The organism is Gemmobacter nectariphilus DSM 15620 (genome assembly GCF_000429765.1).
GTDB classification, from domain to species: domain Bacteria; phylum Pseudomonadota; class Alphaproteobacteria; order Rhodobacterales; family Rhodobacteraceae; genus Wagnerdoeblera; species Wagnerdoeblera nectariphila.
The window spans coordinates 239,167-253,385 of sequence record NZ_AUCM01000005.1; the positions used below are offsets into that span (position 1 = coordinate 239,167).

The 14,219-nt window shown below is 68.1% G+C and carries 13 protein-coding genes; 8 read left to right on the forward strand and 5 right to left on the reverse strand.

Going from position 1 to position 14,219, the window contains the following annotated elements; all coding sequences use genetic code 11:
* The first annotated feature begins 84 nt into the window (after positions 1-84).
* The 7 genes from maiA (at position 85) to G481_RS0106225 (ending at position 8,603) form a co-directional block, all read left to right on the forward strand.
* Positions 85-720 (forward strand): maleylacetoacetate isomerase, encoded by a 636-nt coding sequence (gene maiA / locus G481_RS0106195; RefSeq protein WP_028029254.1) that lies wholly within the window; start codon positions 85-87, stop codon positions 718-720.
* Between the two features lie 3 nt (positions 721-723).
* Positions 724-1,899, forward strand: a complete 1,176-nt coding sequence (locus G481_RS0106200) for an acetyl-CoA C-acyltransferase family protein (RefSeq protein ID WP_028029255.1) — start codon at positions 724-726, stop codon at positions 1,897-1,899.
* Positions 1,900-2,056: 157 nt separating this feature from the next.
* On the forward strand, positions 2,057-3,643 hold the full coding sequence (locus tag G481_RS0106205) for a gamma-glutamyltransferase family protein (protein WP_028029256.1): 1,587 nt from the start codon (positions 2,057-2,059) through the stop codon (positions 3,641-3,643).
* 208 nt (positions 3,644-3,851) lie between these two features.
* Positions 3,852-5,285, forward strand: coding sequence for an FAD-linked oxidase C-terminal domain-containing protein (locus tag G481_RS0106210; RefSeq protein WP_028029257.1), 1,434 nt, complete (start codon positions 3,852-3,854; stop codon positions 5,283-5,285).
* A gap of 75 nt (positions 5,286-5,360) precedes the next feature.
* On the forward strand, positions 5,361-6,428 hold the full coding sequence (locus G481_RS0106215) for an FAD-binding protein (RefSeq protein ID WP_028029258.1): 1,068 nt from the start codon (positions 5,361-5,363) through the stop codon (positions 6,426-6,428).
* 4 nt (positions 6,429-6,432) lie between these two features.
* Complete coding sequence (gene glcF, locus G481_RS0106220) at positions 6,433-7,725, forward strand: glycolate oxidase subunit GlcF (RefSeq protein ID WP_028029259.1); 1,293 nt, start codon at positions 6,433-6,435, stop codon at positions 7,723-7,725.
* A gap of 59 nt (positions 7,726-7,784) precedes the next feature.
* Complete coding sequence (locus G481_RS0106225) at positions 7,785-8,603, forward strand: trypsin-like serine peptidase (RefSeq protein ID WP_245594933.1); 819 nt, start codon at positions 7,785-7,787, stop codon at positions 8,601-8,603.
* A gap of 114 nt (positions 8,604-8,717) precedes the next feature.
* On the opposite strand, the gene G481_RS0106230 is transcribed toward G481_RS0106225, so the two are convergent.
* From G481_RS0106230 to G481_RS25015, 5 genes are all read right to left on the reverse strand, one after another.
* A complete protein-coding gene (locus G481_RS0106230) occupies positions 8,718-9,095 on the reverse strand; it encodes a hypothetical protein (RefSeq protein WP_028029261.1) in 378 nt (125 codons plus the stop codon).
* 10 nt (positions 9,096-9,105) lie between these two features.
* Positions 9,106-9,879 (reverse strand): DUF6478 family protein, encoded by a 774-nt coding sequence (locus G481_RS0106235; RefSeq protein WP_028029262.1) that lies wholly within the window; start codon positions 9,877-9,879, stop codon positions 9,106-9,108.
* Positions 9,880-9,971: 92 nt separating this feature from the next.
* Complete coding sequence (locus G481_RS23005; protein WP_154664534.1) at positions 9,972-10,643, reverse strand: cation transport ATPase; 672 nt, start codon at positions 10,641-10,643, stop codon at positions 9,972-9,974.
* Positions 10,624-12,360: a dihydroxy-acid dehydratase gene (gene ilvD, locus G481_RS0106245; protein WP_028029263.1), complete on the reverse strand. Its 1,737-nt coding sequence runs from the start codon at positions 12,358-12,360 to the stop codon at positions 10,624-10,626. The genes G481_RS23005 and ilvD overlap by 20 nt, the downstream gene beginning before the upstream one ends.
* Positions 12,361-12,444: 84 nt before the next feature.
* Positions 12,445-13,173: a hypothetical protein gene (locus G481_RS25015; RefSeq protein ID WP_051294336.1), complete on the reverse strand. Its 729-nt coding sequence runs from the start codon at positions 13,171-13,173 to the stop codon at positions 12,445-12,447.
* Between the two features lie 124 nt (positions 13,174-13,297).
* Here G481_RS25015 and G481_RS23015 point away from each other — a divergent pair, with 124 nt between their 5' ends.
* Positions 13,298-14,161, forward strand: a complete 864-nt coding sequence (locus G481_RS23015) for a peptidoglycan DD-metalloendopeptidase family protein (RefSeq protein ID WP_051294337.1) — start codon at positions 13,298-13,300, stop codon at positions 14,159-14,161.
* Positions 14,162-14,219 lie beyond the last annotated feature (58 nt).

Below are 14,219 nucleotides of genomic sequence, written 5' to 3' on the forward strand. Positions count from 1 at the left end.
GTAACGTCGCGCCCAAATGACGCATTGCAGCACTTGACGCCACGGTAGCAGGTGCCAATGATCCCGCCCGAGCGAGGGGGAGCCATGCAGACGGTACTTTATGACTACTGGCGGTCATCGGCCAGCTACCGTGTGCGTATTGCGCTGGGGCTTGCCGGGCTGGACTGGCGGGCCGTCTCGGTCGATCTGCTGACGGGGGAAAACCGCGGGGCCGACAATCTGGCGCGCAACCCGCAAGGGCTTGTTCCGACGCTGGAGATTGACGGGCTGCGCCTGACGCAATCGCTGGCGATCATTGAATATCTGGATGAAACGCGCGGCCTTGGCCTGCTGCCGGCCGATGCGGCCGGCAAGGCGCGGGTGCGCGCGCTTGCTTATGCCATTGCCATGGAAATCCACCCGGTCTGCAACCTGTCGGTTGCGCGCCATGCCGTTCAGGCCTCGGGCGGTGCGATCACCATGGAAAGCTGGATGGCCCGGTTCATCGGCCCCGGCCTTGCCGCCTTTGACCAGATGCTCGACAGCCCCGCCACCGGCCGGTTCTGCCATGGCGACAGACCGACGCTGGCCGACCTGTGCCTTGTGCCGCAGATGTATAATGCCGCCCGCTGGGGGATCGACACCGCGGGCCTGACCCGCATCGGCGCCATCATGGCCGCCATGAACGACATTCCGGCCGTCCAGGCGGCCCATCCCGACCACTTCAAACCAGAAAGCTGACACATGTCCGATATCGTCATCCTCTCCGGCGCGCGCACCGCCATTGGCACCTTCGGGGGTAGCCTGTCGTCGCTGCCGCCGACCGAAACCGCCACCATCGTCACCAAGGCGGCGATGGAGCGGGCCGGGATCGACCCCGCGCAGATCGGCCATGTGGTCTTTGGCCATGTCATCAACACCGAACCGCGCGACATGTATCTGTCGCGCGTCGCCGCCATTCAGGCCGGCATCCCCGAGGCAACGCCGGCGATGAACGTCAACCGCCTGTGCGGGTCGGGCGCGCAGGCCATCGTGTCGGCGGCGCAGGCCCTGATGCTGGGCGATGCCGATTTCGCCCTGGCCGGCGGCGCCGAGGCGATGAGCCGCGCGCCCTATTCGATGCCCGCCGTCCGCTTTGGCCAGAAGATGGGCGACACCAAGGCGGTGGACATGCTGACCGCGACCCTGTCCTGCCCCTTTGGCACCGGCCACATGGGCGTGACGGCGGAAAACGTCGCCGCGGATACCGGCATCACCCGCGCCGATCAGGATGCCTTTGCGCTGGAAAGCCAGAAGCGTGCGGCTGCGGCCATCGCGGCGGGCTATTTCGCCGACCAGATCGTTCCGGTCGAGCTGAAGACCCGCAAGGGCGTTGAAGAGTTCAAGGTCGACGAACACCCCAAGGCCACCAGCCCCGAGGCGCTGGCCGGTCTCAAGGCCGTGTTCCAGAAGGATGGCACCGTGACCGCCGGCAATGCCAGCGGCATCAATGACGGTGCTGCCGCGCTGGTGCTGGCCCGCGCCGATGCCGCCGAAAAGGCTGGCCTCAAGCCGCGCGCGCGGATCATCGGCTATGCCCATGCCGGGGTTGCCCCGCGCGTGATGGGCATCGGCCCGATCCCGGCGGTGCAGAACCTGCTGGCGCGCACCGGCCTGACGGTTGCCGATTTCGACGTGATCGAATCGAACGAGGCCTTTGCGGCCCAGGCCATTGCGGTCAACCGCGCGCTGGGGCTGGATGCGGCCAAGGTCAACCCGAACGGCGGCGCCATCGCGCTTGGCCACCCGGTCGGCGCCACCGGCGCGATCATCACCATCAAGGCGCTGCATGAGCTGGAGCGCACCGGCGGCAAGCGCGCGCTGATCACCATGTGCATCGGCGGCGGTCAGGGCATTGCCCTGGCGATCGAGCGGATCTGAGGGCGCAGGGGGGCCTTCTGCCCCCCTCGGGCCGGCAAGCCGGCCCTCACCCCCCGAGGATATTTGGATCAAGGCGAAAGGGCAGGTCGGTTTACCGATCTGCCCTTTTCCGTTGCCGGGACGCGCACTAGGCTGGCCGCGCAACACGGAGGGCAGGATGCGCGATTTCCAGAAGCCGGGGCGCTCGGCGGTCTATGCGATGAACGGGATGTGTGCGACGTCGCATCCGCTGGCGGCGCGGGTCGCGGTGGATGTGCTGCGCGAGGGTGGCAATGCGGCCGATGCGGCGATCGCGGCGGGCGTGCTGCTGGGGATTTGCGAGCCGCAGATGACCGGGTTGGGCGGCGATTGCTTTGTGCTGCTGAAACCGGCCGGAGAAGAGCGGATCGTTGCGCTGAACGGATCGGGCCGGGCGCCGGGGGCTTTGTCGGCGGCCGAGATGCGCGGGCGCGGGCTGGCCACCGTGCCGCTGTATGGCGTCGAGGCTGTGACGGTGCCGGGCGCGGTCGACGCCTTTTGCCGCCTGAACGCCGACTGGGGCCGGGTGGATCTGGCGCGGCTGTTGCAGCCCGCGATCGAGGCGGCCGAACAGGGCGTGCCCGTCGCCCCGCGCACCGCGCGCGACTGGGGCGAGGCGGCGCATCTGCAAGGCGATGCCAGGCGGCATTACCTGCCTTGGGGCCGGGCGCCGCAGGTGGGCGAGCCCTTCCGCGCCCCCGGTCAGGCCGAGGTGCTGCGCCGCATCGCGCGCGAGGGCCGCGCCGGGTTCTATGAGGGTGAGGTGGCCGAGGACATGGTCGCCAGCCTGCGCGCGCTTGGCGGCTGCCACACGCTGGAGGATTTCGCCGCCACCGCCTGCGATTACACCGATCCGGTCAGCGGCCCCTATCAGGGGTCCGAGGTGGTCGAGCATCCGCCGAATGGCCAGGGCGCGACGGCGCTGTTGATGCTGAACATTCTGGCGCAGTTCGATCTGGCCTCGATGGATCCGTTCGGCGCCGACCGCGCGCATCTGGAGGCCGAGGCGACCAAGCTGGCCTATGACGCCCGCAACCGATTCATCGCCGATGCCGGGCATACGACGCGGCTGGCGCATATGCTGGCGCCGGAAACGGCGGCGCGGCTGGCCGCGCTGATCGACATGCGCCGCGCGATGCCCGCCGCCGCGCCGCTGACCGAGGCGGTGCACAAGGATACGGTCTATCTGACGGTGGTGGACCGCGACGGCATGGCGGTGTCGCTGATCTATTCGGTGTTCCATGCCTTTGGGTCCGGGCTGGCCTCGGACCGGTTCGGGATCGGGTTCCAGAACCGCGGCGCCGGCTTCGTGCTGACCGAGGGGCACCCGAACGAGGCCGCCGGTGGCAAGCGGCCGATGCACACGATCATTCCCGGGATGCTGCGGCAGAACGGCCGGCTGGTGATGCCGTTCGGCGTGATGGGCGGGGCCTATCAGCCGGCCGGCCATGCGCGGCTGGTGTCGAACCTGCTGGATTACGGGATGGACCCGCAAACCGCCATCGACGCGCCGCGCAGCTTTACCGGGCCGTTTTCGGGACGCGATGGGCTGCGGCTGGAAACCGGCTATTCCCAGGCGGTGTTCGACGATCTGGCGGCGCGGGGCCATGCGGTTTCGTGGTCAGAAGAGCCGCTGGGCGGCGCGCAGGCGATCTGGCTGCATGGGTCGGGCGTGCTGGAAGGTGCCTCGGACCCGCGCAAGGATGGCTGCGCGCTGGGGTATTGACTGTCGGCAAGCCCTGTCCGGCGCGGGCAGGGCTTTCAGCAGGATGCGCCGGACAGCGCGACAGGGACGGGGCGGACAGACCGCACGATGTGGCCGGCCGGGGCCTTGGGCAGGGATATTTGGATCAAGGCGAAAGCCGGGGCCGGTTTGCGCTTGCCCGGCGGTGGAAACTGGTTATTTTACCTGACCAGTTGTCAGGGAGCCCGCCATGGACATGCCAGCCCCGAATGCCGCCGTTCTGGCGCGCAAGGACCGGATCGTCACGCGGCTGCGCAGCGTGTTGCCCGCCGATGCCGTGATCTCGGACGGGGCAGAGCTGCGCGTCTATGAATGCGATGCGCTGACCGCCTATCGCTGCCCGCCGCTGGCGGCCGTGCTGCCCCGGTCCACCGCCGAGGTTTCCGCCGTGCTGCGCATCTGCCATGAGGAAGGCGTGCCGGTGGTGCCGCGGGGGTCGGGAACCTCGCTGGCCGGGGGGGCGATGCCGACGGCGGATGCGGTGATCCTGGGGGTCGCGCGCATGAATGCGGTGCTGGAGGTGGATTACCCCAACCGCTTCATCCGGGTCGAGGCCGGGCGGACCAACCTGTCGGTGACCGGCGCGGTCGAGGCGGACGGGTTCTTTTACGCCCCCGACCCGTCGAGCCAGCTGGCCTGCGCGATTGCCGGCAATATCGCGATGAACTCGGGCGGGGCGCATTGTCTGAAATACGGGGTGACGACCAACAACCTGCTGGGCGTCACGCTGGTGCAGATGGATGGCACGGTGGTCGAGATTGGCGGGCCGTTCATGGATGCGGGGGGGATCGACCTGCTGGGTGTGATCTGCGGGTCCGAAGGTCAGCTGGGCGTGGTGACCGAGGCGACCTTGCGCATCCTGCCCAAGCCCGAAGGCGCGCGGCCGGTGCTGATTGCCTTTGACTCGAACGAGGTGGCCGGGGCCTGCGTGTCGGACATCATCAAGGCGGGCGTCTTGCCGGTGGCGATAGAATTCATGGACCGCCCTTGCATCGAGGCCTGCGAGGCCTTTGCCAAGGCGGGCTATCCGATGACCGAGGCGCTGCTGATCGTCGAGGTCGAAGGATCGGACGCCGAAATCGCCGAGCAACTTGGCCTGATCGCCCAGATCGCACGGCGCCATGACCCGGTGGAGTTCCGCGAGGCGCAGACCGAGGACGAGGCGCGGCGCATCTGGCTGGGGCGCAAGTCGGCCTTTGGCGCCATGGGGCAGATCAACGATTACATCTGCCTGGACGGCACGATCCCGGTGTCGGAGCTGCCGCGCGTCTTGCGCCGGATTGGCGAATTGAGCCGCGAGTTCGGGCTGGATGTGGCGAATGTGTTCCATGCCGGGGATGGCAACATGCATCCGCTGATCCTGTTCGACGCCAACAAGCCCGGCGATCTGGAGCTGTGCGAGGCCTTGGGGGCCGAAATCCTGAAGCTGTGTGTCGAGGTGGGCGGCTGTCTGACCGGCGAGCATGGCGTGGGGATTGAAAAGCGCGATCTGATGGCGGTGCAATATGCGCCGCAGGATCTGGAAGCGCAGATGCGGGTCAAGGATGTGTTCGATCCGGGCTGGTTGCTGAACCCCGCCAAGGTGTTTCCGCTGGGCGCCTCGGCCGGGCGGCGGGCGGGTTGAGACTGCGGGCCAAAGGGGCTGTCTGCCCCTTTGGAAACCCCGAGGATATTTTCGGACAGATGAAGGGGCAGCAGGATGCGGCCTGAGACGGAAAGCGAAATGGCCGAGGCGGTGCGCGGGGCGGCCGGGCCTTTGGTCGTGCGCGGAGGGGGCACGCGGGGGCTGGGCGCGCCGGCAGGCGAGGTGCTGGAGACGGGCGGGCTGTCGGGGGTGACCCTGTATGAGCCGGGCGCGCTGACGCTGGTGGCGCGGGCTGGCACGCCGCTCGTCGAGATCGAGGCCCTGCTGGCGGCCGAGGGGCAGCGGCTGGCCTTTGAGGTGCCGGATATGCGGGGCCTGTTGGGGCGTCAGGGGCACAGCACCATTGGCGGGGTGATGGCGGCCAATGCCAGCGGGCCGCGCCGGGTTCAGGCCGGGGCGGCGCGGGATTTCCTGCTGGGGGTGCGGTTCGTCGACGGGCGCGGCACCATCGTCAAGAATGGCGGGCGGGTGATGAAGAATGTCACCGGCTATGATCTGGTCAAGCTGCTGGCGGGCAGTCATGGCACGCTTGGGGTGTTGAGCGAGGTCAGCCTGAAGGTGCTGCCCGCGCCGGCGGCGCAGGCAACGCTGGTGCTGGACGGGCTGTCCGACGCCGAGGCGGTGACGGCGATGGCCCGGGCGCTGGGATCGCCCTATGACGTGACGGGGGCCGCGCATTGGCCAGGGCGCGGGACGTTCCTGCGGATCGAGGGTCTGGCGGCGCAGGTCGCCTATCGCGCGGGGCGGTTGCAGGCGCTGCTGGGCGGGCGGATCGAGGAGCAGGGCCCGTGGGAGCAGATCCGCGATGTCGCGCCGTTCCATGGCCAGCCGGGCGATGTGTGGCGGCTGTCGGTCAAGCCTTCGGACGCGCCGGGATTGGTGGCGAAGGCCGGGGCCATCGGGGTGCTGTATGACTGGGGGGGCGGGCTGGTCTGGCTGCTGGTGGCGCCTGGCACCGATCTGAGGGCACGGCTGGGGGCGTTTCAGGGCCATGCAACCTTGATCCGGGGCACGGGCCAGCCGGTGTTCCAGCCCGAACCTGCGCCGGTGGCGGCGCTGACGGCCGGGCTGCGGGCCGAATTCGACCCGCGCGGGATCTTCAACGCCGGACTGATGGGGTAGAGCGATGCAGACCACTTTCACCCCCGAACAGCTGGCCGACCCCGGCATCGCCCGCGCCAACGAGATCCTGCGCGCCTGCGTGCATTGCGGGTTCTGCACCGCGACTTGCCCGACCTATCAGGTGCTGGGGGACGAGCTGGACAGCCCGCGCGGCCGGATCTACCTGATCAAGGACATGCTGGAACAGGGTCGCCCGGCCGATGAAAAGACGGTCAAGCATGTCGACCGCTGCCTGTCGTGCCTGGCCTGCATGACGACCTGCCCGAGCGGGGTGCATTACATGCATCTGGTCGACCATGCGCGCGAGCATATCGAACGGACCTACAAGCGCCCGTTCATGGACCGCGCGTTGCGCGCGGTTCTGGCGCGGATCATTCCCTATCCGGGGCGGTTCCGGCTGGCGCTGGGGCTGGCGAAACTGGGGCGGCCCTTTGCCGCGCTGCTGCCTGATGCGCGGCTGCGGGCGATGATTGCCATGGCACCAAAGACCATCCCCCCGGTCAGCCGCAATGACGATCCGCAAAGCTTTCCGGCGCAAGGCACGCCGCGGATGCGCGTCGCGCTGATGACCGGCTGCGCACAAAAGGCGCTGAACACCGACATCAACGATGCCACCATCCGCCTGCTGCGCCGGCTGGGATGTGAGGTGGTGGTCGCCAAGGGCGCCGGCTGCTGCGGGGCACTGACCCATCATATGGGCAAGGCCGATCTGTCGCACGCCAGCGCGGCGCAGAACATCAACGCCTGGATGGCGGAAAAGCGGGCGGCGGGGCTGGACCATATCGTCATCAACACCAGTGGCTGCGGCACGACGGTCAAGGATTACGGCCACATGTTCCGCACCGATCCAGAGCTGGCCCAGGATGCGGCGACGGTGGCGGGCATGGCGCTGGATATTTCCGAGCTGCTGGTCAAGCTGGGCATCCCCGAAGGCGCCGCCAAGGGGCTGCGGGTTGCCTACCACGCCGCCTGTTCGCTGCAACATGGCCAGCAGGTCAAGACGGCGCCCAAGGATCTGCTGAAACGGGCCGGTTTCGAGGTGGTGGAGCCCGCCGACAGCCACCTGTGCTGTGGCAGCGCGGGCACCTATAACCTGCTTCAGCCCGAGATTTCGGCCCAGCTCAAGGCGCGCAAGGTGGCAACGCTGGAGGCGCGGCAGCCCGATATCATCGCGGCCGGGAATATCGGCTGCATGATGCAGATCGGGTCGGGCACCGGGGTGCCGGTGGTGCATACGGTCGAATTGCTGGACTGGGCCACGGGGGGGCCGAAACCGCGCGCCTTGACGCCGGGCTGAACCTGCCCAACTTTCGCCATGCCGAGCCGCTACGCAGGCCCGCGAACCCGGAGACTGCCATGCGTCCCTTGATGCGCCCTGCCCTGCTTGCCGCCGCCCTGATCGCCCTTGGACTGCCGGTTCAGGCCGATGGGCTGAAACGGCTGGATACTGGCGCCGACAGCAAGGGCTGGGAGGCGGTCGGCCGGCTGAACCTGGATGGCAAGGGCTTTTGCACCGGGGCGCTGATCTCGCCCAATCTGGTGCTGACGGCCGCGCATTGCCTGTGGGATCGCAAGACGGGCGAGCGGGTGAATGCCGGCAAGATCGAATTCCTGGCCGGCTGGCGCAATGGCCGCGCCGCGGCCTATCGCGACATTCGCCGCGCGGTGCCGCACCCCGACTATGTGTTCTCCAGCGACGAAAGCATCGACCGGGTGCAATACGATCTGGCGCTGCTGGAACTGGCAACGCCGATCCGGCTGCCCTCGATCAAGCCCTATGAAACCGCCCGCCTGCCGCAAAAGGGCGATGAGGTGGGCGTGGTTTCCTATGCCCGCGACCGGGCCGAGGCGCCGTCGTTGCAAGAGGTCTGCCATGTGCTGGGCCATCAGACCGGCGTGATGGTGCTGACCTGCGATGTCGATTTCGGATCGTCTGGCGCGCCGGTGTTCAGCATGGCCGGGGGCGTGCCGCGCATTGTCTCGGTCGTGGCGGCCAAGGCGGAAATGACCGGCCAGAAGGTCGCGCTGGCCTCCGATATGGAGGGCGTGTTGCAAGTGCTTCGCAATGCGCTGGAAACCACCCCGGCGATGCGGCTGAACGGCACGGCGCTGCCGCAGATCGGCGGCGGAACACGGCCGCGCGATGGCGCCAAATTCGTGAAGCCAGGCCCCTGACCGCGGACCGGATCGCCCTTGTTTGACCGGCGCCCCCGGCACTGGCGCCGTGCATGGGCATTTGGAAAAAGGCAAAGACAACGGGCCGGGGCGGTTTTCGCGGGCAGGGCCTTGCTACATCGTTTCCAGACAATGGCGGCGGAAGGCGCGCTTGAGCATGTCGAGTTCGGCGCGCAGCAGATCGATCTCGGCGCGCAGATCGTCGGTGGCCGCCGCGCCGGTGACGATGGTGAAATGCCCCAGCGTCGCATCGCTGGCGGTCGAGCGGATGACAAAGGTCTGCACCCCGTCCGATAGCGCCTGCACCGGGACCGGCACCCGCAGCGCCCAGTGACCGGGCCGATCGGGCACCGAGGCCAGCGTTGCCCCTTCGACCCGGCGATCGAGGTGGCGCACCTCGATTTCGGGGGCTGCGTCGCCAGGCGCGGCGCGCAGCACACCTTCCCAGACGCCGGCGCGGATGCGGGTTTCGGTCAGCACGGGTTCGGCCATGTCGGTTCCCCTAAAGCTCGGCGCGCGGGCGGCGGCTGAGCGTGACATCGCGCAGCACGATCTGGTTGAGTTGCGGCCCTTCGAAGATCACGTCGATCCAGGCCTGTTCCACCCGCTTTTCATTGAGCTTGGTATAGAACAGGTCGAATTCGACCATCACGTCGGACTCGTGCAAGGGCAGCTCGCGCACGATCTGTTCGACGTTGGGGCCATGCTTGATGTTGAGCCGCGCGAAAATCTCCAGCGGCTTTTCCATCTCGACGATGGTGTCCAGCCGGATCAGATGTTTGGTGCGCAGGCCCTGCACGGCATCGGGCGGCAGATCCAGAACGATCGACAGGAAGCTGCCGTCGAAATGGAACACATCCATCCGCAGGCCAAAGGGCGCCAGGTCCTCTTCGCGGGTGTTGCGGATCTGGCGGGTGGTGATTTCCGACACCCGGCAATCGTGAAACAGCGTGGCACCGTCACACAGCTGGGTGCGGCTTTCGATGGCAGCATGGCCCGCCACCGGCACCGGGCCGCGCCACAGATCCGGCCGCCAGGCCCAGTCCGACCCCGGAGGGCGGCGGATCGGGTTCGGGCCGATGACAGGCAGGGCCAGCCGCCCCTCGGCCACATGCAGCACGCGGTCGATCTGGCGGCGGTGCTGGCGCGCGACCCCGCGCAGGCCGCGCAGCGTTTCCAGATCCAGCGCATTGGCCGCATCGGCCGCCCTGCGCCAGCGCCGCAAGGCGCGCCGCATCACGACACGATCCAGAAACCCGTCAAGCCTGCCCGACATACGCTTTACCCGTCTGCCCCGTTTGTATCTGCATCGGGGACACTGCCAAAGTTATTATAGAACAGGCAGTTCTGAGGAAACAGTAAACGAGGTCACGCCCCGGGTTTTGCCGCCTTGGCTGTCGCATTCCGCAACGAGGCGATGAATTCGCGCAACAGGGCCAGCCCTTCATCGCGGTCCAGAGGCGCATCGGGCAGCGACAGCACCGAAACCGTCACCATCCGCCCACCGGCCTGCAACAGCGCCCGCCAATAGTCCGGCTCGACCGCCCCCCAGGAAAACGGCGCCCGGTCGGACAGATGCAGCAGGAAGGCGCCATCCTCGGCAAAGCTTTCCTGCACGGCGACGGTCTCGGCCTTGCCGGACCGGCTGAGCGCGGCGCGCCCGCGGGCCGAAGCGAAATAGGCGGTCAGGGCCGGTGCCGCCCCCTCGACCTCGATCAGCCGCCCCTTCGAGGCGACGGCGGCGGTCAGCACGGCAGGATGGGCCGGCATCGGGGTGAACATGCCCGCACCAAGGCCACGGCAGGCCGACAGCACTGTCAGCGCGGTCGCGCCGCCGGTATCCTGGCTGACATCACGGTCGATGCAGAACCCCTTGGGGCCGGCAACGATCACGCTGCCCTGCGCCACGCCCATGCGGGCGGGCGGCGGGTCGGTGAAGCGCGACAGCATGGCCGCGCCTGCGCCGCCATCCGACATCTGACAGGCCGCCAGCGCGAGGCTGGCGGCCATCAGCGCGATCTTACTGGTCCATGTAGACATGGGTCTCGGCTTTGGCGCCCGGATGGGTGGTGGCGCCATAGCGGGCCTTGCCGACCAGCTGGGCATATTTCCACAGCGCGCCCGAGGCGTAATCGGTCTTGCGCGGCCCTTTCCATTCGGCCTTGCGCTTGGCGAATTCCTCGTCCGACACATCGGCCGAGATTTCGCCGGTCAGGGCGTTGATGGTGATCATGTCGCCGTTCTTGAGCAGCGCAATGGGGCCGCAATGCGCGGCCTCGGGGCCGACGTGACCCACGCAGAACCCGCGGGTTGCGCCCGAGAAGCGGCCATCGGTGATCAGCGCGACCTTCTTGCCCATGCCCTGCCCCGACAGGGCGGCGGTGGTGGCCAGCATCTCGCGCATGCCGGGGCCGCCGGCGGGGCCCTCGTTGCGGATGACGATGACCTCGCCTTCCTTGTAGGTGCGGGCCTTGACGGCATCGAAGGCCTCTTCCTCGCATTCAAAGACGCGGGCCGGGCCGGTGAAGACCTGTTCCGCCTCGGACATGCCGGCAACCTTCACGATGGCACCGTCAGGCGCCACATTGCCCTTGAGGCCGACGACGCCGCCGGTCTTGGTCAGCGGGGTTTCGATCGGATAGATCACGCGGCCATCGGCCTCGCCCTGGATCAACTCCAGCTCTTCGCCGATGCTGCGGCCGCTGGCGGTGATGCAGTCAAGGTGCATCAGACCGGCCTTGGCCAGTTCCTTCATGACGACCGGAATGCCGCCGACTTCATAAAGATCCTTGGCGACATATTTGCCGCCCGGGCGCAGATCGACGAAATAGGGCGTGTCGCGCATGATGTCGGCCACGTCGAACAGGTCAAAGTCGATCCCCGCCTCGTGTGCGATGGCCGGCAGGTGCAGCGCGCCGTTGGTCGACCCGCCGGTGCAGGCCACCACGCGGGCGGCATTTTCCAGCGATTTGCGGGTGACGATGTCACGGGCGCGGATGTTCTTTTCGATCAGTGTCATCACCGCCTGACCCGAGAAATCGCAATACTGGTCGCGGCTTTCATAAGGCGCAGGCGCCCCCGAGGAATTCAGCAGCGCCAGCCCGATGGCCTCGGACACGCAGGCCATGGTGTTGGCGGTATATTGCGCGCCGCAAGCCCCCGACGACGGGCAGGCGATGCGTTCCATCACGTCCAGCTCGGCCTCGGAGAGGGTGCCGGCCTGGTTCTGGCCCACGGCCTCGAACAGATCCTGCACGGTCAGGTCTCGGCCCTTGTAGCGGCCCGGCAGGATCGACCCGCCATAGATGAAGACCGACGGCACGTTCAGCCGCACCATGGCCATCATCATGCCCGGCAGCGACTTGTCGCAGCCGGCAAGACCGACGATCGCGTCATAGCAATGGCCGCGCATGGTCAGTTCCACGGTATCCGCGATGGCATCGCGCGAGGCCAGCGACGAGCGCATCCCCTCGTGGCCCATGGCGATACCGTCGGTCACGGTGATGGTGGTGAATTCGCGCGGCGTGCCGCCACCCTTCTTGACACCCATCTTCACGACCTGCGCCTGACGGTTCAGGGCGATGTTGCAGGGCGCGGCCTCGTTCCAGCAGGTGGCGACACCCACCAGCGGCTGGTGGATTTCCTCTTCGGACAGGCCCATGGCGTAAAGATAGCTGCGATGCGGGGCGCGCGCCGGGCCCTCGGTCACATGGCGGCTGGGAAGTTTCGATTTGTCGAAACGCTGGTTCGTGCTCATGGGCTGTTCCTCCGCGACTGGCTGCCCATGGGATAATGGGCGCAATCCGTCACGGCAAGGCGCAAGCGCATCTGACGCGCGCGATCATGGGCAGGGTTGCCGCAACGCCTCGGCCAGGGGCGGGCAGCTGGTGGCCAGCGCGCCCAATCCGGCAGCAAGGCCCGGCACCGGCACGTTGCGCGCACCGGGAAGGCGGGCCTGCGCCTCGGCCCCCGAAGCAACCGGCACCTCGCCCGCGGGCAAGGTCAGGCCATAGCCCAGACCGCGCCCCTTGGGCACGACCGGCGCATCGACCAGCACCAGCGCGGTGGCGGCCGCAAGACCCGGCACCCCCAGCGCGCAGGCCGGGCCGCTGACCTCGGAATAGATCGCGCCGGGGGTCAGCTGGATCGTGCCCCCGGCGCTGCCGGTATCGGTGATCCAGCCCAGCGCGGGCGCGCGAAACAGCCCGTTGGTTGCCCGGATGGCCACGCCTTCGGGCGCGCAGGCGATGCCGATCACGCCCTCGTCGGTCTGGACATGCACCGAGACACCCAGCGCCTCGCTGCTGCCAAGCGCCCAGGTGCCCTGCGGGGGGGCCGGGGCTGCGGCGGATTGCCTGGGTGCCGGGGCTGTGCGGCGCACGGCGGGCTGCCCCATGCAGCGGGTGCGCACGCAGGATTTGTAGCGCGGATCATCGGCATCGCGGGCCCCGGACATGCATTGCTGGCGGCAGATTTCCATGTCGCGGGCATCCATCTGGGCCTGGGCTGCGGGGGTCACTGCGACCAGGGTCAGCAGAACGGGAATGGTCGCAAGACTGCGGCGCAACATCACGGACTCCGGGTAAATTCATCGCTCAACCCTTGCATCGTGCCCGAAACCCTGACGCCTGCCAAGGCTTGAGGTCCGCCCGCCCCCGCGCCATGCTGGCCGCGACAGTCGCCATAGGTGCCCCATGATCCGCCCGCTTCCCGACCAGACCGACCTTTACGCCGCCCTGCGCGCCAGCGGCGCCGCGCCCGAAGACCTGGGGGCGCTGCTTGCCGCCTCGCCCGCCGCCGTGCAGGAACGGCTGGCCGGGATCGACCAGTCACTGCTGCGCGCGGTGCTGCGGGCGGGGCAAGGCAAGGAAGCGATCGCAGGCGCCAGCGTGATCTGCGCCGCCCTGAAGACGGCCGAGATCGCGCCCTTGATGCGCCCGGTACCCACGCGGCAGAACAGCATCGTGCTGCGCGCCGATGGCAGCGATCCGGCAATGCCGGCCTATTCCGACCCGGCCTTTGACAGCTGGTTCGAGGCGACGGGGGCAAGCTATGGCCTTGGCGCCTATGGCGAAAAGCGCAGCGTCTATGCCAGCGCGCAATTCGCCGACACGGCCAGCCCCGAGCGGCGCACGATCCACATGGGCATCGACATCTTTGCCCCGGCGATGAGCCCGCTGTATGCCCCGCTCCCCGGTGTGGTGCGGTTGGTTCACTATAATGCCGACCCGCTGGATTATGGCCATACGCTGATCCTGGAGCACGAGGTCGGCAGCCTGCCGCTGTTCACGCTGTATGGCCACCTGGCCGGAACGCTGCCCAGCCTGCTGCAACCGGGCGACCGGGTGGCGGCAGGCGCGCCGATCGCCCATCTGGGCCATTGGCATGAAAATGGCGGTTGGGCGCCGCATGTGCATTTCCAGATCATGACCGACATGCTGGATCAGACGACGAATTTCTTTGGCGTCGCGCATGAAAGCCTGTGGGATGTCTGGCAGGCGATCTGCCCGGACCCCGACCTGATCTTGCGGCTGCCGGCAGGCATGTTCGACCGTTAGGGGGAAGGCGGGGGCTGCCGCCCCCGACCCCGCCCAAAGGGGGGCACGCCCCCCTTTG

What these genes read in the sequence shown, in the direction of transcription:
- maiA (WP_028029254.1), top strand. Translation starts at nt 85, where the DNA reads ATGCAGACGGTACTTTATGACTACTGGCGGTCATCGGCCAGCTACCGT.
- G481_RS0106200 (WP_028029255.1), top strand. Translation starts at nt 724, where the DNA reads ATGTCCGATATCGTCATCCTCTCCGGCGCGCGCACCGCCATTGGCACC.
- G481_RS0106205 (WP_028029256.1), top strand. Translation starts at nt 2,057, where the DNA reads ATGCGCGATTTCCAGAAGCCGGGGCGCTCGGCGGTCTATGCGATGAAC.
- G481_RS0106210 (WP_028029257.1), top strand. Translation starts at nt 3,852, where the DNA reads ATGGACATGCCAGCCCCGAATGCCGCCGTTCTGGCGCGCAAGGACCGG.
- G481_RS0106215 (WP_028029258.1), top strand. Translation starts at nt 5,361, where the DNA reads ATGCGGCCTGAGACGGAAAGCGAAATGGCCGAGGCGGTGCGCGGGGCG.
- glcF (WP_028029259.1), top strand. Translation starts at nt 6,433, where the DNA reads ATGCAGACCACTTTCACCCCCGAACAGCTGGCCGACCCCGGCATCGCC.
- G481_RS0106225 (WP_245594933.1), top strand. Translation starts at nt 7,785, where the DNA reads ATGCGTCCCTTGATGCGCCCTGCCCTGCTTGCCGCCGCCCTGATCGCC.
- G481_RS0106230 (WP_028029261.1), bottom strand. Translation starts at nt 9,095, where the DNA reads ATGGCCGAACCCGTGCTGACCGAAACCCGCATCCGCGCCGGCGTCTGG.
- G481_RS0106235 (WP_028029262.1), bottom strand. Translation starts at nt 9,879, where the DNA reads ATGTCGGGCAGGCTTGACGGGTTTCTGGATCGTGTCGTGATGCGGCGC.
- G481_RS23005 (WP_154664534.1), bottom strand. Translation starts at nt 10,643, where the DNA reads ATGTCTACATGGACCAGTAAGATCGCGCTGATGGCCGCCAGCCTCGCG.
- ilvD (WP_028029263.1), bottom strand. Translation starts at nt 12,360, where the DNA reads ATGAGCACGAACCAGCGTTTCGACAAATCGAAACTTCCCAGCCGCCAT.
- G481_RS25015 (WP_051294336.1), bottom strand. Translation starts at nt 13,173, where the DNA reads ATGTTGCGCCGCAGTCTTGCGACCATTCCCGTTCTGCTGACCCTGGTC.
- G481_RS23015 (WP_051294337.1), top strand. Translation starts at nt 13,298, where the DNA reads ATGATCCGCCCGCTTCCCGACCAGACCGACCTTTACGCCGCCCTGCGC.